The sequence below is a fragment of the Rhodanobacter sp. BL-MT-08 genome, from assembly GCF_054161255.1.
Map to the genome: position 1 here is coordinate 1641966 of NZ_CP167872.1, position 22533 is coordinate 1664498.

The following is a 22533-nucleotide window of genomic DNA, read 5'->3' on the forward strand; positions in this document are numbered from 1 at the left end:
GGCGTGGGCCTGTCGGCAGGCGAGTTGGGTTGAGCCGATACGTTTCTCTGGCTTTATTAAGCACACACGGGCGCGCTGTCGACAACCGGCATCGACGCTTTGGCACGGAGTCAGGCGTCGCTTGAGCCGGTAACTTGCCGAGAGACTAGACGCCCGCCGATATTCATCGGGCTATCGACCGCGTCGAACCTAATATCGGCTTTCATCCACGGTGGACAGCGCTGCGGGCCGCTGCTAAACAGGTGGCGACAAGGGGCTTGGGGCGTGGAACGATGGCGAACGTTGAGCCGGTGGCGGCATCGGGTGCGAGCAGTCCACCGGGTTTGTCGGTGAAACAGGTGGCCGCTGTGGTGGCCGGCAACGCCATCGAGTTCTACGATTTCGTGACCTACGCGTTCTTCGCGACGCAGATCGGCCTTACGTTTTTCCCCTCGCATACGCCGGGCGTCAGCCTGCTCGCATCGCTAGCGACGTTCGGCGCCGGCTTTCTCACGCGTCCGCTCGGTGCGCTGGTAATTGGCCGGCTTGGCGACCGGCGCGGGCGCAAGCCGGCGATGCTGTGGTCGTTCGCCCTGATGGGCGTGGCCGTGATCGGTCTGCCGCTGACGCCGTCGTACGCATCGATTGGCATCCTGGCGCCCATTATGGTGGTGGGGTTCCGGCTGCTGCAGGGCTTTGCGCTGGGCGGTGAGGTCGGGCCGAGCACGGCCTTCATGATGGAGTCGGCGCCGCTGCATCGGCGCGGCTTGTATATCTCGCTGCAGGCGATGAGCGCTGATGCATCCGTGATGGTGGCGGGCCTGATCGGCGTGGTGCTGGCGGGTGTGCTGAGCCCGGCTGCATTGGAGCGCTGGGGCTGGCGCGTCGCGCTGCTGGCGGGCGCGGCGATCATCCCGTTTGGTCTGGTCATGCGCAGCCGGCTGCTGGAAACCGTGCATCTGGCAACGGCGCATGACGATGAGCGCATCGTGCCGGGCGGCTATGCGCGCATTGTCGCGGCCGGGCTGGCGATGCTGGCTGCAGCGACCACGGCGAATTACGTGCTCGACTACATGACCACCTACGCCAGCGCGACCCTGGGCATGCCGACCCGACTGGCGCTGGGCGCCACGGTGGTGGTCGGCCTGTGCGGCGTGGTCTGTGATCCCATCAGCGGCTGGCTGTCCGATCGCGTCGGCCGCAAGCCGGTGCTGATCCTGCCGTGGTGCGTGCTGCTGCTGGCGATCTTTCCCGCGTTTCATCTGCTCGGCGCCAGCCGCACCGGCCTCGCCCTGTACGCGACCACGGCGGTGCTGGCGGTCGCGTCCACTTTGTCCACCGCCACGGTGATCGTCACTGTCACCGAGTCGCTGCCGCGGCGCATGCGCTCGGGCGGACTGGGCATCATGTACGCGCTGTCGATCTGCGTGTTCGGCGGCTCCACCCAGTTTCTGGTGGCGTGGCTGACGCGCCTGACCGGCAACCCGCTGACGCCGGCGTGGTATCTGATCGGTGGCGTGTCGGTGGGCCTGCTGGCGATTGTTTCGATGCCGGAAACCGCGCCGGTGAAAACCATGCCGCATCGTGTGCGCGATGCCTAACGCAGCGGCTCGGCTGCCGTGTCGCCCTTGCAGGTGATGGGTTGGCCGGTTTTGCCGATGACGGGCGTGAAGCGCGAACCGCCGTGGTTGATGACAATGCCGGCATCGCAGCGTTGGTTGCGGTCGAGACGGTAGGTCGCCTGCACGCGCAGCTCTTCCTGATGCTGTTTTTCCAGGCGTGCGGCCAGCTCCGCCTGATATTGCCGCGACTGTTCATCCACCTGCTGATGCGTTTCGGACAGCTCCTGGCGCTGTTGTTCCAGGTCGGCAGCGAGCTGCGCCTGATGCTGCTGGGCCAGCGCTCTGGCGCGCTGGGCATCTTCTTCGGCAGCGAGCGCCGACGCACGCATTACCTCGTCGGCGTGACGCCCGGCAAGGTATTGCGAGATCCCGTTCCAGGCCACCATGGCAACGACCAGCCCGGCCAACCCGGCTCCGACTTTCCACGACAGCGACATGGCCATGACGACCGATCCCCCGCAAGATGGATGAAAATCCGTCACTCCCGGGCTCCAGGATGGTTTCGTCTGAAGCCTTCCGCTGGAGTCTAACAGGGTGCTGACGAACACCTGTCCTCGGCAACATGCACGCGGTGAGCGCGCGAGTGACGGCACGCCGTGTGACGCACTTTCCGATAGAAGTCACCATGGGCGTTCTGCATGAGTCAGGCCATTCCCGGTAGGCATTGAGCGCGTTAGATAAAGTCACCACCGAGTCAAGTTTTCTTGTCGTCGTCGAAAGAAAAACGGGGTCCAGCACGAGCAGGGTGAGAAGTCAGACCGTTTGCTGGCGGGACAACGGCCTGACCCGGACGCACGAAGGGCGTCGTCGCCGACGCCCTTCGTCTACTGCTGCGAGTGAACCGCCCGCCGCGCTGGGCGTGCCGATCGGCTTATTTCTGCTTCTCGAGCGCCTTTACGGCGTCCAACGTTTCCTGCACGTGCTTGGTCGGGCTCAGGCTGGAATAGACATAGGTGATCTTTCCCGAGGGTGCGATGACGTACGATGTGCGGTCGGACCAGCCCGGCTTGATGAAGAGCGTGGCGTCGTACTGCTTGGCGATTTTCGCGCCTTCGTCGGCGGCGACCGGGAACTTGCCGCTGCAGTGGTCGGCTTCCTTGGAGAACGCTGCGAGCTGGTCGAGGTTGCCTGCGGTCACGCCGATCACGGTGGCGTGCAGCGCCTTGAACTGGTCGATCGACTGCGAGAAAAGATGCGCCTCGACGTTGCAGCCCGACGTGTGCGGAGCGGGGAAGAAGTAGACCACCACCGGACCCTTCTTCAGCGCGTCAGCCAGATCAAAGGTGAAAGGCTGTCCCGCGAGATAGGCCGGCGCGGTAAATTCCGGCGCCTGCGTTCCCTCCTTCAGCGCGGCAAACGCTGGCGATGTGAGGATGGCGGTGCCGACAAAGCTGAGGGCAGCGAACTTCAACAAGGATTTCATGGGCGTCATTCCTGCGTGGGCTGAGGGTGATAGGGTTTATACGCGATAACTGATCCGCTGGATGCTGGCTGCGACCACAGACGACGCAAATACCTGCTGAGGTGCCAGCCCGAGTCAGGCGCTGTGGCTCCATCTGGATGGTGCGCGGCGAGAACCCGTCACCCGACCAGCGTGTTCGCCGGCGCGCCTTGGTCCATCGCCGGCACTGCCCTCACGCCTGCTAGGCGGCTCCATGCGTCTCGAAGACGCGCGGCGATCCGTTGGCTCAATCGGTGGGTTTCATCGTTGCATCGAAGCGGCGCCAGTGGCCGTCGGCGCCCTCGATGAAGACGCGGGCCTCTCCGCGGCTGGTGCGCGCCAGCGACGCGGCACGCTGCATCGCAAAGCGCATCGCCGCCAGCCGCGACGAAAACGTCTGCCGGTCGGGATCGTCGCCGACCAGCACGCGCCAGAGGGCATCGCGCTCGGCTTCGAAAGGTATTTTGAACGTGATCATGCCGCGACCTCCAGGCGAGAAAGACGTACTGCGAAAAGCAGAGCGTTCGATGGCAGCGAGGCATCGAATCGGCCATGCAAGCAGATACGTTCCGGCGAATGGCCGGACTCAAAAGGCGAGGGATCGATTCACCGGCCAGTGTGCAATGTCAGCCAGCGGTGAACACCGGACCGTGTGTCCTCACCCATGACTCACGCAAGCGCCGCCATGTGTCGTGAGGCGCAAGCCACTGGTTCGGCACAGGTCGACGGAGGGAAATAGCTGGAGACGTCCACTGCGGAAGGTGAAGCGCAGATCGCGCAGGCAACCGCCAGCGGGATCATCGAAGGTCATCGACCTTGGGTCGTCCTGCAGCGGTTGGCCCAGCGCGACGGTTTGGAATGCATCACTCTCGGACGGCGCGATGGCGATCGCGACCCCGCTGTCGAACGCGGCGTTCACCCGATCGAAATGGCGCGGGGATCTGCGCACCTCGCTGGCACTGCGGCTGGCTGCCGGAGACGCGGGCAGGGATGCGTCGACGCAAATATTGCAGGCGCTGCAGGCCTTGCGCCAGCGCGACGATCATATCCAGCGCATTCCCGTACGTACCGACGAGCAGATCCGCCTTATCGACGTCGACGACATCGTATGGATCAAGGCCAGCGGCAACACGGTGCAGATTCATCTGACCGACGGCATGCACGAAATGCGCGAGACCATGAGCGCACTCGGCGAGCGGCTCGATCCACGCCATTTTGCGCGCGTCCAGCGCTCGGCCATCATCAACGTGCGGCTGATCAAGGCGATCCACCCATGGTTCAACGGCTACCACGTCGTCACCATGGATACCGGCCAGAAGCTGCGCATGAGGCGCTACCAGCACGAGACGTTCCTGCGCCTGGTGTCGGCGCGCGGCGGCAAGGTGGCGGAATAGGGTGCGTGCGAAAGTGTAGCGGTCGGCGCAATCGCTGCCCGCCGGATGCTTTTGCCAAAGTGATAGAACAAATCGACCGCCTGGCTTGCGGGTGGTGATAACTTGCAGGACTTGTTGACTACTGCCTGGAGTTTTCATGTCTGCCGTTTCTGTTGCCGGGTTGCCGGCTTTCGCGCGCTTCACGTTGACGCGTCTGGTGGTGGCCGTCTCGATCGGACTGGCGGCTAGCGTCGCGAGCGCGCTGGAAACGCGCAGCGATCAGGTGCCGCCGCCGCAGGACACGCCCTACGTGGGCACCGTGACCCTGCATGTGGATGCGAGCAATACCGCGCAGGGTATTTTTCGCGTGCATGAAACCATCCCGGTGAAGGCGGGCGCGTTGACGCTGCTGTATCCGCAGTGGATTCCCGGCGACCATTCGCCGAGCGGCCCGATCGCCATGCTGGCCGGCCTCAAGGTTTCGGCTGGCGGAAAGCCGCTGATGTGGAAGCGCGACAAGTACAACGTGTTCGCTTTCCATCTCGATGTGCCGGCGGGGGTGTCGAGCATTGATGCGGACTTTCAGTATCTGTCCGAACGCGGCGGCGGTTTTGAAATGACCGACCGCATGATGGATATGGAATGGAGCAAGGTCGCGCTGTATCCGGCAGGCTATTTTTCGCGCGACATTACGTTCGCACCCAGCCTGACGCTGGCACATGGCTGGCAGTTCGGCACGGCGCTGGAAACGGCAGCGCAGTCCGGCGACACCACGACGTTCAAGCCGGTGACGTTCAACAACCTGGTCGATTCACCGGTCTATGCGGGGCAGTATTTCAAGCGTGTCGATCTCACGCCGGCCGGCGGCGCGCCGGTGCACCTTGATATCGTGGCGGATGCGCCGAAGTATCTGGAGATGACGCCGGAGCAGTTGAAGGTGCATCGCGCACTGGTGACGCAGGCGACGACGCTGTTCGGTTCGCATCATTACGATCATTACGATTTTCTGTTTTCGCTCTCCGATGAGCTCGGCGGCAACGGCACCGAGCATCATCAGTCCAGCGAGGACGGTGAGGGCGCCGATTACTTCACCGCGTGGAGCGACAATGCGCCGGAGCGCGATCTGCTGGCGCACGAGTACACGCATTCCTGGAACGGCAAGTTCCGCCGTCCGGCCGATCTGTGGACGCCGAACTTCAACGTGCCCATGGGCGATTCACTGCTGTGGGTTTACGAGGGGCAGACGCAGTACTGGGGCTTTGTGCTGACCGCGCGCTCCGGCATCTGGTCACAGCAGCAGTTTCGCGATGCGCTGGCGATGACTGCCGCCAACTACGAACGCAATCGTGCGGGCTTCGCGTGGCGCACGCTCGAAGACACGACGAACGATCCCACCGCCGCGCACCGCTCCAGCCTGCCGTACCGCAGCTGGCAGATGAGCGAGGACTACTACAGCGGCGGCCAGATGATGTGGCTGGAGGTAGACAGCAAGCTGCGCTCGCTCACGCATGATCACAAGTCGCTGGACGATTTTGCGCACTTGTTCTTCGGCGTCGACAACGGCAGCTATGTCACCAAAACCTATACCTTCGACGACGTGGTGGCGGCTCTGAATGCCGTGGCACCATTCGACTGGGCCGGCTTTCTGCATGCACGCGTCAGCGTGCTCAACCCGCCGCTCAGCGGCATCGACGGCACCGGCTGGAAGCTGGTCTACACCGACAGGGAAAGCGACTACGAGAAGCAGTACAACAGTCGCCCGGAGCCGTCGCGCCACCTGTACAACTTCGCCTGGTCGATTGGCCTGACGATGGCCGACAAGGGTTTGATCAACGACGTGAACTGGAACGGCGCGGCGTTCAAGGCCGGCGTCAGCACCGGCGCCACGCTGGTCGCGGTGAACGGCCAGGATTATTCGAGCGACGTGCTGAAAGAGGCGATCACGGCGGCCAAGGACAGCAAGTCACCGATCCAGCTCTTGCTGAAGTACCAGGGTGGCTTCCGCACCGTCGCGGTGGATTATCACGGCGGCCTGCAATACCCGCATCTCGTGCGCGTCGAAGGCACGCCGGATTATCTCAGCGAGATTGGTGCGGCGAGAAAATAGCGCGAACCGGCGGCGCTATTGCCGCCCAGCGTTACCAATGAGGGCAAAAGCATCGATGGCTGCTTTTGCCCTCGCTGGTTTTGGACGGCTAGTCCGCGAAGAAATCTCGCAGCGCGCTCGCAGGTATTTCCAGCAGGCTGCCAAGCCGGCCTTAGCCGTGAGCCTGAGCGCTCCCGATGCTATCGAGCGCTTTGAGCGCGTCGTCTGGCAGCGTGATTTCCGCTGCGGCCAGGTTTTCGCGCAGATGCGCCACCGACGAGGTGCCCGGAATCAGCAGGATATTCGGCGAGCGCTGCAGCAGCCAGGCGAGCGCCACCTGCATCGGCGTGGCATCGAGCTGCGTGGCGACGTCGGACAGCGCGGTCGATTGCAGCGGGGTGAAGCCGCCGAGCGGGAAAAACGGTACGTAGGGGATGCCGGCCGCGGCAAGTTCGTCGATCAGGGCGTCGTCGTGGCGGTGGGCGAGGTTGTACTGATTCTGCACGCCGACAATTTCCGCGATGGTGCGTCCTTCGGCCACCTGCGTGCGCGTGACGTTGCTCAGGCCGAGATGACGAATCAGGCCCTGCTGCTGCAGTTCGGCCAGCACCGTCAGCGGCGCTTCGAGCGAACCCTCGGCGGGGCCGTGCACGTCGAACATCAGGCGCAGGTTGACCACGTCGAGCGCATCGACGCCCAGGTTGCGCAGATTGTCGTGCACGGCACGGGTGAGGTCTTCCCTGGAGAACGCGGGATTCCACGAGCCGTCCTCGCCACGCCGCGCGCCGACCTTGGTGACGATCACCAGATCGTCGGCATAGGGATGCAGCGCTTCGCGGATGATCTGATTGGTGACGTGCGGGCCGTAGAAATCGCTGGTGTCGATGTGATCGACGCCGCTGGCGATCGCCTCGCGCAGCACGGCGAGCGCGCCGTCGCGATCTTTCGGCGGGCCAAACACGCCCTTGCCGGCCAGTTGCATGGCGCCGTAGCCCAGGCGCTTTACAGTGCGATCGCCGAGCTTGAACGTGCCGGCTTTAAGGATATCGTTCATGGCTTTTCTCTCAGGGTGTTTGCTGTCGGGGACCTGAAATATAGGCACTCGGCACTTGTATGATAAGCGGGTGCAATCGGCACGGGCCGTATGGAAAATCGAACAATGCCGCCGAACCTTGCCGATCTTTCCGCCTTTGTGGCCGTGGCGCAGGCCGGCGGGTTCCGCGATGCCGCACGTAAGTTGGATGGCAGCGCATCCAGTCTGAGCGAGGCCGTGCGTCGGCTGGAAAGTACGCTCGGCGTCAGGTTGCTCAACCGCACCACGCGCAGCGTGGCCACCACCGAGGCCGGGGCGCGGCTGCTCGATCGGCTGGGCCCGGCGCTGGGCGAGGTCGAGGCGGCGCTGGATGTGGTCAACGGCTTTCGCGACCGCCCGGCCGGCACGCTGCGGCTGAACGTGCCGGTGAGTGCGGCGCGGCTGGTGCTGCCGCAGATCCTGCCGCCGTTTCTCGCGGCCTATCCCGATATCCGGCTGGAGATCGTCGCCGAAGACAGCTTTGTCGATGTACTTGCGGCCGGTTGCGACGCCGGCATTCGCTACGACGAGCGGCTGGAACAGGACATGATTGCGCTGCCGATCGGTCCGCGCGTGCAGCGCTACGCGACGGCGGCATCGCCGGCGTATCTGGACCGCCGCGGTCGCCCGGATCATCCGCGCGACCTGCTCGCGCATGCCTGCCTGCGCGGACGGTTCTCCAGCGGTGTCATGTACCCCTGGGAGTTCGAGCGTAACGGCGAGATCGTCACGGTGGAGCCGTCCGGCCCGCTGATCGTGCGCATCGGTGCAGCGACCGATCTGGCCGTGGACGCCGCGGTCGCCGGCTGTGGCGTCATCCAATTGTTCGAGGACTGGCTGCGCCCGTATCTGGACAGCGGTGCGCTCGAGCCTGTGCTCGAGCCCTGGTGGCAGCGGTTCTCCGGACCGTTCCTCTACTATCCGGGGCGCCACCATCTGCCCGCGCCGCTGCGCGCGTTTGTCGATTTCATCCAGGCGCGGCGCGCTTCGATGGAAGGCTGAGCAACGCTCGACGATGGCCGCTATCGCGCAGGCTCAGCGCCGCGTCGCCAGCACGCCATCCAGCGCCAGCTGTGCCTTGAAGCCGGCTTTTTCGAGCCGTTTGGCCACCTCGTTGGGCACGTCACGGCCGCTGGTGAGCTTGTTCGGGCTGCCGGTGTAGTGGAACAGCCGGCCGCCGCGACGCAGCACGCGCGCGAGGTGGTCGTAGAAGACCTGCGAATAAAGCTCGCCGGCGATGCCGAAGCGCGGTGGGTCGTGCAGCAGCGCGTCGACGGAGGCGTCGGCAATCTGCGTGATCGCCTGCGACACGTCGGCATGATTGAGCTGCAGGCGACCGCCGCTGGCAACACCGTCCGGATCGGGCGACCAGGGATTGAGCGTGCGCAGCCACAGCACGTCGGCATTCTTTTCCAGCGAGTGGATATGCGCCACGCCGGCTTCGAGGCAGCAGGCGGCGAAGTAGCCCAGGCCGCCGCAGGTATCGAGCACCATCTTGCCGCGCGGTTCAATCAGCGCCACCTTGCGCCGCGCGTCCTCGAACGGCGACTCCTTCGAGGTCGGCAGCATCTTGATGCCGTCAATTTCGAACGTGGGCGCACCCCACTCGGTGGGCACCAGCTTGATCAGCGACTCGGCAAAGCGCGACACCGGCGCGAACTCCTCGCCGTCCCAGTGATAAATCGTGCGGTCTTTCAGTTTCGGCGCGTAAGGGTATGGCCGGTCGCGCCACTGCCAGGCGTCTTGTTCCAGCGTGATGCTGATGGTCGACCGTCCCAGGTCGACGCTGCCGCTCCATGTGCTGGCGCCGGCATCGCGCGCCGCGAGAAGCGCGTCGGCAATCGGGCGAGTCAGCAGCGGGCTGGAACAATGCGACACGAAGTGCTCCTGGTACGACGGCAGCCGGCCGCAAGCCGACGAGCACGGAATCGTAACGTACTGGTGCGCCACCGGCGCTAAATGTACGGCAAAGTGGGAGGGCTGAGCTGGCGGCTCATGCGTGCTTCGGTTGTCGCGCCGGCTTGCCTGGCGCCGCGGCGCGCATGCCTCGACGGTGCAGCGTCTTCAATTCCTCAGCGGTGAGACGACAGGCGGTCGCGCTGCCGGTCTGCGCCATCACGAAATCGATAAAGGCACGCACGCGGCTGGGCATTTCAGTGCGCTGGGCGTAGTACATGTAGACGCCGTAGCGCTCGTTGAGCTGGTCGAGCATCAGGGGCACCAGCGCGCCGCTGCGCAGGTGGCCGGCGGCGCTGATGCTGTCCAGCTGGCCGATGCCGAGCCCGTCCACCACGGCCTGGGTTTCGGCTTCGGGATCATTGCTGGTGAAGCCGGCCGGCAGATCGCCGAAGCGCAGCTCGCCCTTGTCCTGAAACTCCCACGGCGAAATGCGGCCGGTATTGGGGTGACGCGCGCCGGTGAGCTGATGTTGTTCCAGATGTACGCGTTTTGTCGGCACGCCGTGTTCGGCCAGATAGGCCGGGCTGGCGCAGATCAGCAGCTGGATGCGAAACAGCTCGCGCACCACCAGCTGTGCGTCCGGCGGAAAGCCGCTGCGGAAGCCGATGTCGATGTCGCTGCCGATCAGGTCGGTGTAGCGATCGTCCAGCAGCAGCTCGACCAGCACGCCCGGATAAGCCTTGCGAAACGCGCCGATCAGCGGCACCAGAAAAGCGCGGCCCAGGGTCGGAGAGGCGCTGAGGCGGATCGTGCCCTGTTCTTCGGTGACGGCGCTCTGCACCTGCTGCCAGGCGCTGTTGACCAGCTCGATACCCGGCCGCACCTTGTCGGCGAAGCGACGGCCTTCCTCGGTCAGGCTGCTTTTGCGCGTGCTGCGGCGGAATAGCTGCACCCCAAGTTCGCGCTCGAGCTGGCGTACCGCCTTGCTCACCGCCTGCGGCGTGATGCCCTGGGCCGAGGCCGTGCGGTTGAAGCTGCCCAGATCGATCGCCTTGAGAAAGGTCTCGATCGCGCGAAGCCGATCCATTGGAAACTCCAAGTTGTTTTTGAAAGCCGGTATTGAGACTACTACGGTTGCTATTCAACGCGTAATCTATGCAGGCTTACTTCCCCCCAAAGGAGACATTCCATGCTTCCCACTCTCAGCTATGCCGCCTCGTCGGCCAAAGCGCCGCTGGCGCCGTACCGCTTCGAGCGCCGCGATCCGCGCGACCACGACGTCGTCATCGACATCCTCTACTGCGGCGTCTGCCATTCGGACGTGCACACCGTTCGCGATGAGTGGGGTCAGGGCAAGTACCCGATCGTGCCGGGCCACGAGATCATCGGCCGCGTGACCGCGGTCGGCAAAGGCGTGACCAAGTTCAAGGTTGGCGACATGGCCGGCGTCGGCTGCATGGTCGATTCGTGCCGCGAATGCGCCAGCTGCAAGGAAGACCTCGAGCAGTTCTGCGAGAAGGGCGCAACCTTCACCTACGCCAGCAAGGACCGTCACGACGGCACCGCCACCCAGGGCGGCTATTCCAGCCAGGTCGTGGTGGACGAGGCGTTCACCCTGCATATTTCCGACAAGCTCGACCCCGCCGCAGCGGCTCCGCTGCTGTGCGCCGGCATCACCACCTATTCGCCGCTGAAGCACTGGAAAGTCGGCAAGGGCAGCAAGGTTGGCGTGGTCGGCCTGGGCGGCCTGGGCCACATGGCGCTGAAGCTGGCGCACGCCTTCGGCGCCACCGTGGTGCAGTTCACCACCTCGGAGTCCAAGCGTGCGGACGCGCTGCGTCTGGGCGCCGATGACGTGGTGCTGTCGAACAATGCCGAGCAGATGAAGGCCCACGCAGGCACCTTCGACTTCATCCTCGACACCGTGTCGGCCAAGCACGATCTGGACGTCTATCTGCAGATGCTCAAGCGCGAGGGCACCATGACCCTGGTCGGTGTGCCGGACAAGCCGGCAGAACTCGCCGCTGGTGCGCTGATCTTCGGCCGTCGTTCGCTGGCCGGCTCGCTGATCGGCGGCATTGCCGAAACGCAGGAGATGCTGGATTTCTGCGCCGAGCACGGCATCGTCTCGGAGATCGAGAAGATCGACATCCAGAACATCAACGAGGCCTACGAGCGCATGCTCAAGAGCGACGTGAAATATCGCTTCGTGATCGACATGGCCAGCCTGAAGAAAGAGGGCGCGGCCGCCTGATTCAAGCCAGCCGTTAAAGCGTCAAACGAAAAAGGCCGCCTGTATCAGGCGGCCTTTTTCTATGGCTGGTTTTATCGCTGCAAATGCAGGCGAGAGCCGTGGCCCTTGCCTGCTGGCTTGAATCCGTATTACTTCTCGGGAGAGTCGGTCGCCAGGCCGACGCTTCGCCATGTCTTCATCTCTTCCAGCACACCTTCCAGATAGGCGGTGACCTTTTCCACGCCCCACGCGCCAAGCACCAGATGGCGCGGCGGGTTGGGGTGACCGACCAGGTCGATCATCGCCTGCGCGGCGAGGGCCGGATCCCCGGCCTGCTTGCCGCTGCCTTCGCTGGTGCTGCGCATGCGTGCGGCGGCGGTATCGGCATAGTCGGCGATCCTGCTCGGCGTCTGCCTGAGCGAGCGACCCGCCCAGTCGGTGCGGAACGGACCCGGCTCGATGCAGGTGACCTTGATGCCAAGCGACTCGACCTCGGCGGCCAGTGCGTCGGCCCAGCCCTCCACCGCATGCTTGCTGGCCGCGTAGAAACCCGAACCCGGAAATCCGACGAAGCCAGCGACCGAAGTGATATTGAAGATGTGCCCCTGGCGCCGCGTGCGCATGCCCGGCAGTACGGCCTGGGTCATGGCGAACAGGCCGAAGACGTTGGCCTCGAACTGGGCGCGGATTTCCTTGTCCTCACCTTCTTCAATAGTGGACTGATAGCCGTAGCCGGCGTTGTTGACCAGCACGTCGATGCGGCCAAACTTGTCCTCGGCGGCTTTCACCGCGGCCTTGATCTGCGCGGCATCGTTGACGTCCAGCGCCACGGCCAGCGCCTGCTCTTCGTGACCGGCCACGAGGTCCGCCACTTTGGAGGCATCGCGTGCCGTAATGACCGCACGCGCGCCGCTCTCGATAACGCGCTGTGCGAACGCGCGGCCAAGGCCGGTGGAGCAGCCGGTGATGAACCAGACGGTTTTTTTATCGGACATGGGTGTTTCCTGTAAGCGTGGAAGCGGATGCTGCGAATCATTGGGTGCAAGCATAAGTTCGCAGGCGTGAACTCGTTGAAAAGCGCCGCAGCGCACGGGCGTTTCCCCTGGCGCCAGCACGGGCTCGCAATAAAGACTTCCGCGAGGGTGCAAATGCCTCGCGGCGCATGCGACGATGACGCGAGACGCCCAAAGTCTCCCGGCCTGCTTTGCGTATTTCCGGAGCCGGGACGAACGCGCTCCCATGGTCGGGCGCTGCAGAAAAGATAAAAGTTGGAGCCGAATTCAACGCCGCATGGCTCAGCGTTCGAAGCACCCCGGCATCGTCCGCTGAAGCCGGAAAATGGCGCGGTGCAGCGTGGGTCGGTGCCGGAAAATGCAGCCGCCCTGCGGCACCATTTTCTCGTGCTGCGGCCAGCCGGTCGAGATCTTCAGTCAGTGCGCTGATCGGCAGATGCGAAGGGATTGTTGCGACGCGAGATGTACTCGTTGCGCGGCATCGCAAACCACCTCTTTGACGCTGCCGATTTGCCGGCGCATATTGCCGTTGCGGAATATGGGACATTTCGCTGGGCGGTTCTGTATGGACGTCCAATTGATCGACGGGCCTGCAGCGGAATCGAGTTGCAAAATCATTCTGCTGCGGGGTGACCGTTTCACCCTGTGCGTTCATCTACGCAACGATTTTCAGGCTGGCGCGTAAGTGCGCGTACAACACGCAGCCAGACCGTTTCGGCCTGGTCACTTTGAGCTTGCATGGAGACGACATGAAAATGATCAGCACAACGCAGGCATCGTCCGTCAGCCCGACATCCAGGCGTCTTGCCATGGTCTCTCTCGCGGCATTGACGGTAATCGGCTTCGGCAGCATTGCTCATGCCGCTGTCGCCAACGCCCAGTACGGTGGTCAGTGCGCCGAGGCCATGGCAGAGGGAAAACACGTTTCCACCGACTGTTCGGTCAACTGGACGGCGAAAGACGGCAAGGAATACTGTTTCGGCAATGCGGCCGCGAAGGCGAAGTTCCTGAAAAATCCGCGGGCGCAGATCAAGAAGGCTGATGCTTTCGCGATGGCGCATCCGAAATAGCCTGTCGAGATCGGGGCGGGGACGGCATCGGTGGTCTGAGGAGGCCAGGCCCTTGCTTTTTGCTGGTGCCGTTCCCGGCAGCGCACTGACGGAAGCCAACGAAGGCGGCCAGGGTTACTTGGCGGCCGCCAGACTTCACCGCTGCCGATCAGTCAGTGCGCCGCGGCGTTTCCGAAAATCTGTGCCATGACGTCGGGCGGCGGCACGCCCTGGGCCATCTTCACGTTGCCGTCGTGATCGAGATAGACGATGGCCGGCGTTCCCTGTGCGCCGAGCGTATGCATCAGCGTTTCGTTGTGGGCAAGCTTTGTCAGCGTGGCCCGGGGAATGGGCGACTCTGGTGCCAGGCGCGGCTCTCTGGAATCCTCATTGGCCTTCAGTGCCGCCGCGGGATGGGCGGCGTCCAGCATCGCCGCCCCGCGTCCCGCGCTGTCCTCGGCGATCACCGCCACCATGACGTGGCGCGTCTGCAGCTGGCCGGTTTTCAGGAAAGGTTGCATTGCCTGCCATAGCTTGCGGCAGTATTTGCACTCGGTGTCGGTGAACACATAGACGATATGTCTGGCCCTGGGGTTGCCTTCCACGATCCACGTCGATTTGTCCAGCGCGGCCCACGAGGGATCGACGCTGGACGTCGGGCTCGGATTCGATGACGTTTCATCATCGATGACGGCGGGAGCCAAGGCGTGAGCTGTCGAGAGCACAAGAAAGGTGCCCGCAAGCAGTCCAACTAACCTCGATCGCTTCATGACTGGTTTCTCCCGTGATCGGCATGCCAATGCGTGAGCTTGGTTCGTTCCGCATGCGTTGCCAGTCACTATAGCCGCGTCCCGCCGGCGGATGGCCGATGCACAGCAGTGAGGGGCGCTGACAAGAAAGCCGCCCGAAAGGCGGCCTTCTTGTACGGCTTGCAAACGGGGTCAATCATCCAGCCGAAGCGGCGGTCGCCGGTGCCGTGGTCTTGCCGTGCTTGTGTGACGCATGAGCGGCTTTCTTTTTGGCGCGTTCATTGCGGTACATCGCGTCGGCTACCTGCTTTTGCTCAGGCGACAGTACGCCATACAGGTCGCTGAAGGCTGACGACAGCTTCTGCATGTTTTCCGCATGCTGCTGCGCCAGAGCGGCATAGGACTTCATGGCATCGTCTGCGCTCATACCCGAGAGCTTGCTGGCGCGCTCGCGGAATGCGCTATCGGTTTTCGTGGCGTTGTCGCGCATGGTCTGCGCAAAGGCATTCCACTGCTTGGACTGCTGATCGGTAATGTTGAGCTGGCTATGCAGTTCGGCAATTCTCTGCTCGACCACGTCGGCATGCTTCTGCGCATGGCCCTTTGCCATGGATGAGGAAGACATCGCGGAGCTGCTGGCGGATGCCGGTGCCTGTTGCGCAAAGCCGGCTGTGGTGAAAATGGCAAGTGACAGCAGGACAGGCGCTGCGAGATGACGAAAGGTTTGTTTCATGGATTGGATGCTCCGATTCGCGTGGCGTGATCGACAGCGGCCCTTGCGGGCGCGTCGCGCTGATTAGTAGCCGTTCTGCGGCGGCGGATAGCTGTTGTTGTAATAGACAACACCCGGTGGCGGAGGCGGCGGTGGCGAGGAGTACACCACGTCCGGCGGTGGCCTCTGGGCAGCATTCGAAATCGCGGCGCCAGCAATCACACCGAGCAGGGCACCGGCGATGAGACCGCCGTTGCCGCCGCCGCGACCGCGGTCGCGATAGCGGTTGTCGTTGCGGCGGTCGTAGTGCGGCTGCGGGCGGCCGTGATAGCCGTGCCCGTAGCGCTGGGCCTGGACGGGCACCGCAACGACGGTCACCGCGACGCCCATCACGGCTGCAGTGAGGTAGCGATAAAACGGGATTCGAGCGATGTGAGTCATGAACGTATGCTCCTCACGGTAGGGCGGATGATCGCCCGCATCGCGCATCATTATGTGCGCGACCAGGTGTCCTGAAGCTGATGAAAGTCGACGGCACACATCATGCGCCATGCCATGGCTGCCCCGTCGCGGATCGAGTCTAGGCGCATCTGTGTGAGTGGGGATTTAACGTATGCCTCGCTTCGACGCTTCGGGCAACGCCTTGCGGCGATTGCATGCCGCAACGGCGCTTTATCCATACGCCGTCTGGGTGGTGGGCGCATCATGGGATGGATGCTGCCATCCTCTGCGGAGCCTGCAAAAAAAGGAGCCGCTTTTTGCGCGCGGCTCCATGGTGATGGTGACCTGGTGAATTCGACCGGTTCACGTCCATGCGATTCGTCCCGCCTGGCTTTTGGCATGACGGTAATACGCCGTACCGCGACTTCGCGCTTTCCACGAGGCCGCCGTCTCCTTGGCGAATTCCCGATACGAGCGCGGCGCGTGGCTGAGGATGCCGGACATGATGTCGATGGCGCCGGGCTTGGGCAGCATGCCGTCGCTCTGGAAACGCGCCAGCATCAGGCGAATGTCGTAGGCGGACCACGACGGCGCACGGCTGGCCATGTTCTTTTCGAAACCGACCAGATCGTTGCCGCCGTAGGCCACCGGCTTGCCCAGGGTTTCGGACCAGATCGCGGCGGCGTCCGTGCCGGTGATGGCATCGGGACCGACCAGTTCGATCACGTCGCGCGGCAGGGGGGTACTGGCCTGTTCGCGGCGCAGCAGCGAGGCGACGGCGATCTCTGCGATATCGCGGGTGTCGATCATCGACACCCCCAGTTCGCCCAGCGGCATCGGGTAGACGCCGTTCTCCAGCGCGCCTTTCATCATGGCGTCGTTCTGCATGAAGTAGGACGGGCGCAGCACGGTGGCCGGCAGGTCGAGCTGTTCGATCGCACGTTCCACCGTGTATTTGCCGGTGAAGTGCGGCACGTCGGTGAACGCGTCGCTGTTCTGCACCGAGAAGTAGACGATGCGCTGGATGCCGGCTTCGCGCGCCAGGTTCAGCGCGATCAGCGCCTGCGTGACTTCGTCGGCGACGACCGCGTTAAGCAGGAACAGCGTATCGACGTTCTTCAGCGCGGCGCGCATGGACTCGACGTCGGTCATTTCGCCGGCGACGGCGCGCACGCCCTCGGGAAAGCTGGCCTTGTCGGGGTTGCGGGTCAGCGCATGGACGGTGGCGTGTTGCGCCACCAGACCGTTGACGACCTGGGTGCCGATGGCACCGGTACTGCCAGTGACGAGAATGCTCATGTCGTTACTCCTTTTGTTTCGGTGAGAATGGGTTTGGTCGGTTGCGTTGTGGAGCGGGTACGGAGCTACTCTGTTCGTTTCTAAAAAGAAACGAAAGACGCATAATTGGGACGTAAAGTCTCAAAAATGGAACGTATATGGACCTCGAAGCGCTGGCCGATTTCAACGCCGTGGCCCACCACGGTGGTTTCAGTCACGCCAGTCGGGCGACGGGGCGACCGAAGGCGACGCTGTCGCGGCGGGTCCGGCAATTGGAGGATTCGCTCGGCGTGCACCTGATCGAACGCGGCGCGCGTACCTTGCGCCTCACCGACGACGGCGCCGCACTGCATGAGCAAACGTCCGCGCTGCTCGATCGCATCGACGACATCAAGCAGGCGCTGATCGGCGAGGTGGGTTTGCCGCACGGCCGTCTGCGCATCAACGCACCGGTACTGTTCGCGCAGCGTGGACTGGGCCGCATTGCCGCGCGCTATGCGGCGGCCTATCCCGATGTGCAGCTGGAAATCACCGCCGACGATCGCTTCATCGATCCGTTGGCAGACGGTTATGACCTGGTGTTGCGCGCCAATCCGGAGCCGACCACCGAACTGGCCGGCCGCTGTTTTCTGCGCGACGAGCCGATCGTGGTGGGGCCGCCAGCGATGAAGCGCCCCGAGTCGGCCACTGACGATGCGCCGCTGCCCGCCGTGCTCTTGCTCGGTGCGCCCGAGAGCTCACCGTGGACAATCGAGCACGATGGGCAAACCCGGCAGCTCCACACACGCGCCGTTCTGCGCCTGTCATCCATGCCGATGGTCCACGACGCGGTGCTGGAGGGGGCCGGTGTGGCGATGATGCCGCGCTCGCTGGTGCAGGCCGATCTCGACGCCGGTCGTCTGGCCCAATGGGGCACGGCGGTGGGGCGGCGTCTTGAGGTATGGGCGCTGTATGCGCCACATCGTCACGTGAGCCGCAAGGTCTCCGCGTTTATCCGCATGCTTACGGAGCAATTCGTCGACGGCTCACCGGAAGGCTTTCGATCGCTGTCGCGATCGGTGGGGTGAGTGGCCACGTCGCATCGTCGTGTGCCGGGTTCGACTCGGCCGTATCCGGTGCGCCGAACAGCAGTATCGTGATTTCCTTGCCCTCGGGAATTTCCAGTGCTGGCGTACCCAGGGCAGCGATGCGGCTCTTGAACGTATCGAGCGTCGTGCCAGGTCCCATGGCCGAGCGCCCGTTGACGGCCCAGACGCGGCTACCCCGTTTCCAGCGTGCCAGCGCCACATCGAGCTTCGATGTCACCAGCGCAGATTGGTCGATCGGCGCCTGGTCTTTAGGCTGCAACACGGCCAGCATGGTGGGCGCGTTCGTATCGTCGGTGAACACCGTATCGCCGGGGCGAACCTGGGCTGCCAGCGTCGCCGCGGCCCGGTCCCAGCGTGGTTTCGTTTCGGTGTGATAAATCGGCAGAAGATTGATCGTACACAGCAGCAGTAGCGCGGTGAGCGTCATTGGTTGCATACGGCGCGGCAATGCAGCCGCGCCGATCCCTGCCAGGATGAAAAACGGCGCCGCACTCCACAGGATGTAGCGCGGCAGCACCATCGATTTCACCAGCGATACGGCCAGCAGCAGCAGCGGCAACAGAGCAAATCCCAGCACTAGAACGCGACCTTCGAGCCGGCCGCGCATGCGGTACAAGCCAACGCAGCCCAGTAGCGCGACCAGCACGCCCAGCAGGGGTACGGCGGTGGGCAGCACGCTGAAGTGCACTACCGCGGCCATGCGCATCAGATAGGCGCTCTTCGCTGCAACCCGCAGGCTCTGCCAGCTCAGCGGCGGAATCCAGTCGAACTTCTGCAGCATCTGGCCGTCGCTGAAGGCGAGAATAGCGCCATAAAAAGGTATGCAAAAAATCAGGATAAGGGCCGCGCTGAACAGCCAGTTCCGCCGAAATCCGCGATTCGCTTCGCTGCCGTGCGACGCACGCAGGCTGCGCCAGATCAGATACAGCGACAGGTTCGCGGCGAGCAGCCACGGCGCCGCATCGCCGAGTACGTCCAGCGCGCCGATCGTGCCGATGACATAAGCGCCCCAGCCAATGCGGTCGAACTCGGCATCGCGAAAATCCAGCGCAGCACCGCGCGGGTTCTGCGCCAGACGCACCATACCCCATAGTGCGACGGTGATCAGAAGGGTGACCAGAGTGTACGAGCGCGCCTCCTGCCCGTACTGCACCTGCAGCGGCGACAGCGCCATCAACAGGGCCGCGACCACAGCCGCGGCGCGACCGGCAACGCGTCGCGCGATGGCGAACACCACGGCGATCGACGCGCTGCCGAATAATGCCGAAGGGATGCGCAATCCGGCATTGTTCGGGTCGAAGGGCGAGAGTGCCTGCAGCATCAGGAAATAGCTCGGCATGTGCCGGTTGCTGAAGCTGTCGGTGATCAGGTTGCCGAGACCGAGATGGACGCGCTGATAGGTCAACGCTTCGTCGAGCCAAAACGGCTGGCTGTCGATGTGCAGCAGTCGCGCTGCCAGGCCGATCCATACGACGATCAGCAACCATGCGAGATCGCGGGCCGAAAATTTTTCCGAGCGGTCGGACGTCTGCGTGTCGGTGAGCATGCGCGTGTTCAGAGTGAGTCAGCCGTGGCGATGGAGCGACATTGAAGACCACCGTATGAGGGACCAGAACTAATTCACCGATGTGACAGTTCGGTCGGCCGGTTTGCCTGCAGTCACGAAGCAAACGCCCGGCCCCGCGTTTGGTTGTCGGCGCGTGCCCGCACGTTGTGCGCCGTTCATTCCGGTGTGCTCGCGTAGTCGTCGTGGGCTAGGTCTGCCGGTGCCGCAGCGTCCGATCCTTGGCGCGGCATGTCTTCATTACTCAAGCCTGCTTCCAAGTGATTACGTGCGCTTGCAGCAACAAATCGCAACCGTCACCATAGGCTGCACCTTGAAAAGTCCGATCTCGAGAGCCTCTCTGGCAGGCACTGTCGAAGCCCAACGGTGTCTCCGCTTGGGCCGTCGGGTGCATTCCTGCCTCATCAGATCCTCGGCAGAATGAAGCCGCAGTCTGTCCTGACCCAACGTTGTGGAACATGCATGGATATTTTCGGTGTGGCGTACATGAGTCAGGCGACCCGAATCATGTCGAGCGAAGACATGGACAGCCTGCTGGTCGACGTCCGTGCAACTAATGCGTCAATCGGCATTACCGGCGTGCTGCTCTATGGCGAAGGCCGCTTTTTTCAGTATTTCGAAGGGGCGGAGGCCGACGTGGCCGGCGTTTATGCGCGCATTCGTGATTCAAGGCGGCACCACCAAATCGTCGAGCTCGAATACCGGCAGATACCGCAGCGGCTGTTCCGCAAGTGGTTCATGGGTTTTCGCGATGCGCCCGCCAGCGTGCTGCAGAAACTCAGCCAGCAACAGTGGTCGCGCGAGCGCCCCTGGATGGAAGACCATTCGACCGAGTCGCCCGGCATGCACGAGCTGCTGAAATTTCTTGATAACAGCGTCGAGGGAGATCCCGTGGTGGAGTGACGCCCAGCGCCGATGGCTGAGCAACGACGCTGAATGTGTGGCGTTTCAAGTAACGACTTGCATGCAGCATTAAAAAAAGACCCCGCTGTTTCCGGCGGGGCCTTTTGCTTGTCTGGTCGCCGGGCGACCGGATCATCCACCGGTCACTGCGGTATCGGCACCTATCAGCGCACGCCACCGCCAGCAAGCAGCAGTTCGCCGGTCAGCCACGCTGAGTCGTCCGAGGCCAGGAACACGGCAATCGAAGCAATATCGTTCGGCTGGCCGATACGGCCGAGCGGGGTTTGCGCTACAGCGCCTGCTTCGAAATCCGACCCGATGAAACCGGCCGAATGCGCGCCCTCGGTCTCGACCATGCCCGGGTTGAGTGCGTTGACGCGGATCTTGCGCGGGCCCAGCTCACGCGACAGCACGCCGGTGATCGCATCAACGGCGCCCTTTGTGCCGGTATAGATCGCGCTGCCGGGCGGGGTGATGCGGCTGACGACCGAGCCGATATTGATGATGCTGGACCCTTCGCCCAGATGCTTGCTCGCCGCCTGCGTGGTCAGTAGCAGGCCCAGCACGTTGATATTGAACTGGCGATGGAACTCTTCCTCAGTGATCTCCTCCAGCGCTGAAAACGCGTAGACGCCGGAGTTGTTCACCAGCACATCGAGTTTGCCGTAGTGGTTGATGGCAGCATCGACGATGCCCTTGGCTTCCCCCGCCTTGGAGACGTCACCCTTGACCGCCACGGCCTTGCCGCCGGCCTGCGTGATATCCGCGACGACTTTGTCAGCGCCTTCCTTGCTGGAGGCGTAGTTCACGACGACGGATGCGCCCGCCGCGGCCAGGGATTTGGCAATGGCGGCGCCAATGCCTTTGGATGCGCCTGTGACGATGGCGACTTTACCGCTGAGCTTGCTCATGACGTGTCCTTTGATTTGGGGTGAATGATGTTTGATTGGGGTTCTTAACTCCCGTAGTTCGCAACATATGAACTATGGAACTAAATGTCAAGGGCTGATAAGATTCTCAGCATGAGACCGCTGATCCATCCGTCGATCGAAGACATCACCGTCGAGGGCATTCTGCACGCGCTCGCCGATCCGGTGCGTGTGGCGATCTACGCGGAGCTGGCCAGCTCGGCCTGCGCGAACACCTGCTCCAATTTCCTGCAGGTCAGCGATCGCCATATTCCCAAGTCCACGTTGTCGCAGCACTTTAGGGCGTTGCGCGAAGCGGGCCTGGTGCGCAGCGAGCGTATCGGTGTCGAGATGCACAATACGGCGCGTTGCCAGGAAGTGGAAAAACGCTTCCCGGGCCTGCTTGCCGCGATCATGAATGCGCATCGCATTCAATCGACCGAAGGTACCCGCGTGGCCAAGCGCCAGCAGGCGGCCGTCAGGAAAAAAGCGGTTTAATTTTTTGCGCGGTCCTGGCGCCGGCGTCGTTTCCGCTGGCGCCAGCGATACTCGATACAGGTCAGGCAACGTCGCGTCGGTCGACGCAGAAAAGGCACATCCTGCACGAGCAGCAGCATACCCATCGGCAGCATCCACAGGCCGAGCAGCGGCAGGATGCTGAAGACACCACCCAGGATCAGCAGAACTCCAGCCGGCAGGCGTACCCACCGCGAGGATGGCTTGCGCAGCCATTGCAGCGAACGGCCGGCCCAGCGAGGCAGCTTCTGGCCGAGAAGGTCGAGCTGCCGATTCAGCCGCTGCTGGTCACGATTCACCGTTTGCCGGCGGCGCTTACTGATCGCTTGGTGGCGTTTTGTCCGCACTGTCGGAGGCGGCCTTGGCCGCTTCGCGTTCCTCACGCTTGCGCGCGTCCTTCTCTTCCTGCTGTTTTTTCTTCGCGATTTCGCGCTGGCGCTTTTCGAACGAGTAGTTGGGCTTGGCCAAGGTGTGTCTCCGTAAGGGCGCCCTATTGTAGTCGTCAGCGCCCGACGAAATGCCGAAACGTTCTGTGATAACGGAAAAGGACGGGGCTGGTATGCCTTAGAGCGTAGCGACAGTCCGGGTTGAAATACGGCGCATATCG

23 protein-coding genes and 1 pseudogene are annotated in these 22533 nt (G+C 63.4%); 9 read left to right on the forward strand and 15 right to left on the reverse strand.

What is annotated here, in order from left to right:
* Positions 1–272: 272 nt before the first annotated feature.
* Positions 273–1580: an MFS transporter gene (locus ACDK93_RS07115; protein WP_458071908.1), complete on the forward strand. Its 1308-nt coding sequence runs from the start codon at positions 273–275 to the stop codon at positions 1578–1580.
* On the opposite strand, the gene ACDK93_RS07120 is transcribed toward ACDK93_RS07115, so the two are convergent.
* The 3 genes from ACDK93_RS07120 to ACDK93_RS07130 form a co-directional block, all read right to left on the reverse strand.
* Positions 1577–2149, reverse strand: a complete 573-nt coding sequence (locus ACDK93_RS07120) for a hypothetical protein (protein ID WP_458071909.1) — start codon at positions 2147–2149, stop codon at positions 1577–1579. The genes ACDK93_RS07115 and ACDK93_RS07120 overlap by 4 nt on opposite strands.
* A gap of 323 nt (positions 2150–2472) precedes the next feature.
* Positions 2473–3024, reverse strand: coding sequence for a peroxiredoxin (locus tag ACDK93_RS07125; protein WP_458071910.1), 552 nt, complete (start codon positions 3022–3024; stop codon positions 2473–2475).
* A gap of 265 nt (positions 3025–3289) precedes the next feature.
* Positions 3290–3520 carry a hypothetical protein gene (locus ACDK93_RS07130; RefSeq protein ID WP_458071911.1) on the reverse strand — a complete coding sequence of 77 codons (231 nt, stop codon included), beginning with the start codon at positions 3518–3520 and terminating at the stop codon, positions 3290–3292.
* A gap of 403 nt (positions 3521–3923) precedes the next feature.
* Between ACDK93_RS07130 and ACDK93_RS07135 the strand changes: the two genes are divergently transcribed.
* The gene (locus ACDK93_RS07135; protein ID WP_458071912.1) at positions 3924–4436 is read left to right on the forward strand and encodes a LytR/AlgR family response regulator transcription factor; all 513 of its coding nucleotides are present in this window, start codon (positions 3924–3926) and stop codon (positions 4434–4436) included.
* A gap of 136 nt (positions 4437–4572) precedes the next feature.
* The gene (locus tag ACDK93_RS07140; protein ID WP_458071913.1) at positions 4573–6522 is read left to right on the forward strand and encodes a M61 family metallopeptidase; all 1950 of its coding nucleotides are present in this window, start codon (positions 4573–4575) and stop codon (positions 6520–6522) included.
* A gap of 151 nt (positions 6523–6673) precedes the next feature.
* On the opposite strand, the gene ACDK93_RS07145 is transcribed toward ACDK93_RS07140, so the two are convergent.
* A complete protein-coding gene (locus tag ACDK93_RS07145) occupies positions 6674–7555 on the reverse strand; it encodes an aldo/keto reductase family oxidoreductase (RefSeq protein WP_458071914.1) in 882 nt (293 codons plus the stop codon).
* A 105-nt stretch (positions 7556–7660) separates the two neighbouring features.
* On the opposite strand from ACDK93_RS07145, the gene ACDK93_RS07150 reads away from it, so the two are divergent.
* A complete protein-coding gene (locus ACDK93_RS07150; protein ID WP_458071915.1) occupies positions 7661–8575 on the forward strand; it encodes a LysR family transcriptional regulator in 915 nt (304 codons plus the stop codon).
* Between the two features lie 33 nt (positions 8576–8608).
* On the opposite strand, the gene ACDK93_RS07155 is transcribed toward ACDK93_RS07150, so the two are convergent.
* Positions 8609–9451, reverse strand: a complete 843-nt coding sequence (locus tag ACDK93_RS07155; RefSeq protein ID WP_458071916.1) for a class I SAM-dependent methyltransferase — start codon at positions 9449–9451, stop codon at positions 8609–8611.
* Between the two features lie 115 nt (positions 9452–9566).
* The gene (locus tag ACDK93_RS07160; protein ID WP_458071917.1) at positions 9567–10559 is read right to left on the reverse strand and encodes a LysR family transcriptional regulator; all 993 of its coding nucleotides are present in this window, start codon (positions 10557–10559) and stop codon (positions 9567–9569) included.
* A 102-nt stretch (positions 10560–10661) separates the two neighbouring features.
* Between ACDK93_RS07160 and ACDK93_RS07165 the strand changes: the two genes are divergently transcribed.
* Positions 10662–11726: an NAD(P)-dependent alcohol dehydrogenase gene (locus tag ACDK93_RS07165; RefSeq protein WP_458071918.1), complete on the forward strand. Its 1065-nt coding sequence runs from the start codon at positions 10662–10664 to the stop codon at positions 11724–11726.
* A 128-nt stretch (positions 11727–11854) separates the two neighbouring features.
* Here ACDK93_RS07165 and ACDK93_RS07170 read toward each other — a convergent pair whose 3' ends face one another.
* The gene (locus tag ACDK93_RS07170) at positions 11855–12700 is read right to left on the reverse strand and encodes an oxidoreductase (protein ID WP_458071919.1); all 846 of its coding nucleotides are present in this window, start codon (positions 12698–12700) and stop codon (positions 11855–11857) included.
* A gap of 767 nt (positions 12701–13467) precedes the next feature.
* Between ACDK93_RS07170 and ACDK93_RS07175 the strand changes: the two genes are divergently transcribed.
* On the forward strand, positions 13468–13788 hold the full coding sequence (locus ACDK93_RS07175) for a hypothetical protein (RefSeq protein WP_458071920.1): 321 nt from the start codon (positions 13468–13470) through the stop codon (positions 13786–13788).
* Between the two features lie 152 nt (positions 13789–13940).
* Here ACDK93_RS07175 and dsbG read toward each other — a convergent pair whose 3' ends face one another.
* The 4 genes and pseudogenes from dsbG to ACDK93_RS07195 all read right to left on the reverse strand — a co-directional run.
* Positions 13941–14537 (reverse strand): thiol:disulfide interchange protein DsbG, encoded by a 597-nt coding sequence (gene dsbG / locus ACDK93_RS07180; protein ID WP_458071921.1) that lies wholly within the window; start codon positions 14535–14537, stop codon positions 13941–13943.
* A 175-nt stretch (positions 14538–14712) separates the two neighbouring features.
* Complete coding sequence (locus ACDK93_RS07185; RefSeq protein WP_458071922.1) at positions 14713–15249, reverse strand: Spy/CpxP family protein refolding chaperone; 537 nt, start codon at positions 15247–15249, stop codon at positions 14713–14715.
* A gap of 63 nt (positions 15250–15312) precedes the next feature.
* Positions 15313–15669 carry a hypothetical protein gene (locus ACDK93_RS07190; RefSeq protein WP_458071923.1) on the reverse strand — a complete coding sequence of 119 codons (357 nt, stop codon included), beginning with the start codon at positions 15667–15669 and terminating at the stop codon, positions 15313–15315.
* 441 nt (positions 15670–16110) lie between these two features.
* Positions 16111–16968, reverse strand: a pseudogene (locus ACDK93_RS07195) (NmrA/HSCARG family protein); the annotation flags it as partial.
* 137 nt (positions 16969–17105) lie between these two features.
* Here ACDK93_RS07195 and ACDK93_RS07200 point away from each other — a divergent pair.
* Positions 17106–18014: a LysR family transcriptional regulator gene (locus ACDK93_RS07200; RefSeq protein WP_458071924.1), complete on the forward strand. Its 909-nt coding sequence runs from the start codon at positions 17106–17108 to the stop codon at positions 18012–18014.
* On the opposite strand, the gene ACDK93_RS07205 is transcribed toward ACDK93_RS07200, so the two are convergent.
* Positions 17950–19581: a glycosyltransferase family 39 protein gene (locus ACDK93_RS07205; RefSeq protein ID WP_458071925.1), complete on the reverse strand. Its 1632-nt coding sequence runs from the start codon at positions 19579–19581 to the stop codon at positions 17950–17952. The genes ACDK93_RS07200 and ACDK93_RS07205 overlap by 65 nt on opposite strands.
* A 480-nt stretch (positions 19582–20061) precedes the next feature.
* Here ACDK93_RS07205 and ACDK93_RS07210 point away from each other — a divergent pair, with 480 nt between their 5' ends.
* Entirely contained in the window at positions 20062–20502 is a 441-nt protein-coding gene (locus tag ACDK93_RS07210; RefSeq protein WP_458071926.1) for a BLUF domain-containing protein, read from the forward strand.
* 164 nt (positions 20503–20666) lie between these two features.
* On the opposite strand, the gene ACDK93_RS07215 is transcribed toward ACDK93_RS07210, so the two are convergent.
* On the reverse strand, positions 20667–21413 hold the full coding sequence (locus tag ACDK93_RS07215; protein WP_458071927.1) for a glucose 1-dehydrogenase: 747 nt from the start codon (positions 21411–21413) through the stop codon (positions 20667–20669).
* Positions 21414–21524: 111 nt separating this feature from the next.
* Between ACDK93_RS07215 and ACDK93_RS07220 the strand changes: the two genes are divergently transcribed.
* Complete coding sequence (locus ACDK93_RS07220) at positions 21525–21908, forward strand: ArsR/SmtB family transcription factor (protein ID WP_458071928.1); 384 nt, start codon at positions 21525–21527, stop codon at positions 21906–21908.
* Here ACDK93_RS07220 and ACDK93_RS07225 read toward each other — a convergent pair.
* Together ACDK93_RS07225 and ACDK93_RS07230 are read right to left on the reverse strand one after the other, a co-directional pair.
* The gene (locus ACDK93_RS07225; protein ID WP_458071929.1) at positions 21905–22225 is read right to left on the reverse strand and encodes a hypothetical protein; all 321 of its coding nucleotides are present in this window, start codon (positions 22223–22225) and stop codon (positions 21905–21907) included. The genes ACDK93_RS07220 and ACDK93_RS07225 overlap by 4 nt on opposite strands.
* A gap of 16 nt (positions 22226–22241) precedes the next feature.
* Positions 22242–22394 (reverse strand): hypothetical protein, encoded by a 153-nt coding sequence (locus ACDK93_RS07230; protein WP_458071930.1) that lies wholly within the window; start codon positions 22392–22394, stop codon positions 22242–22244.
* Positions 22395–22533: the final 139 nt, after the last annotated feature.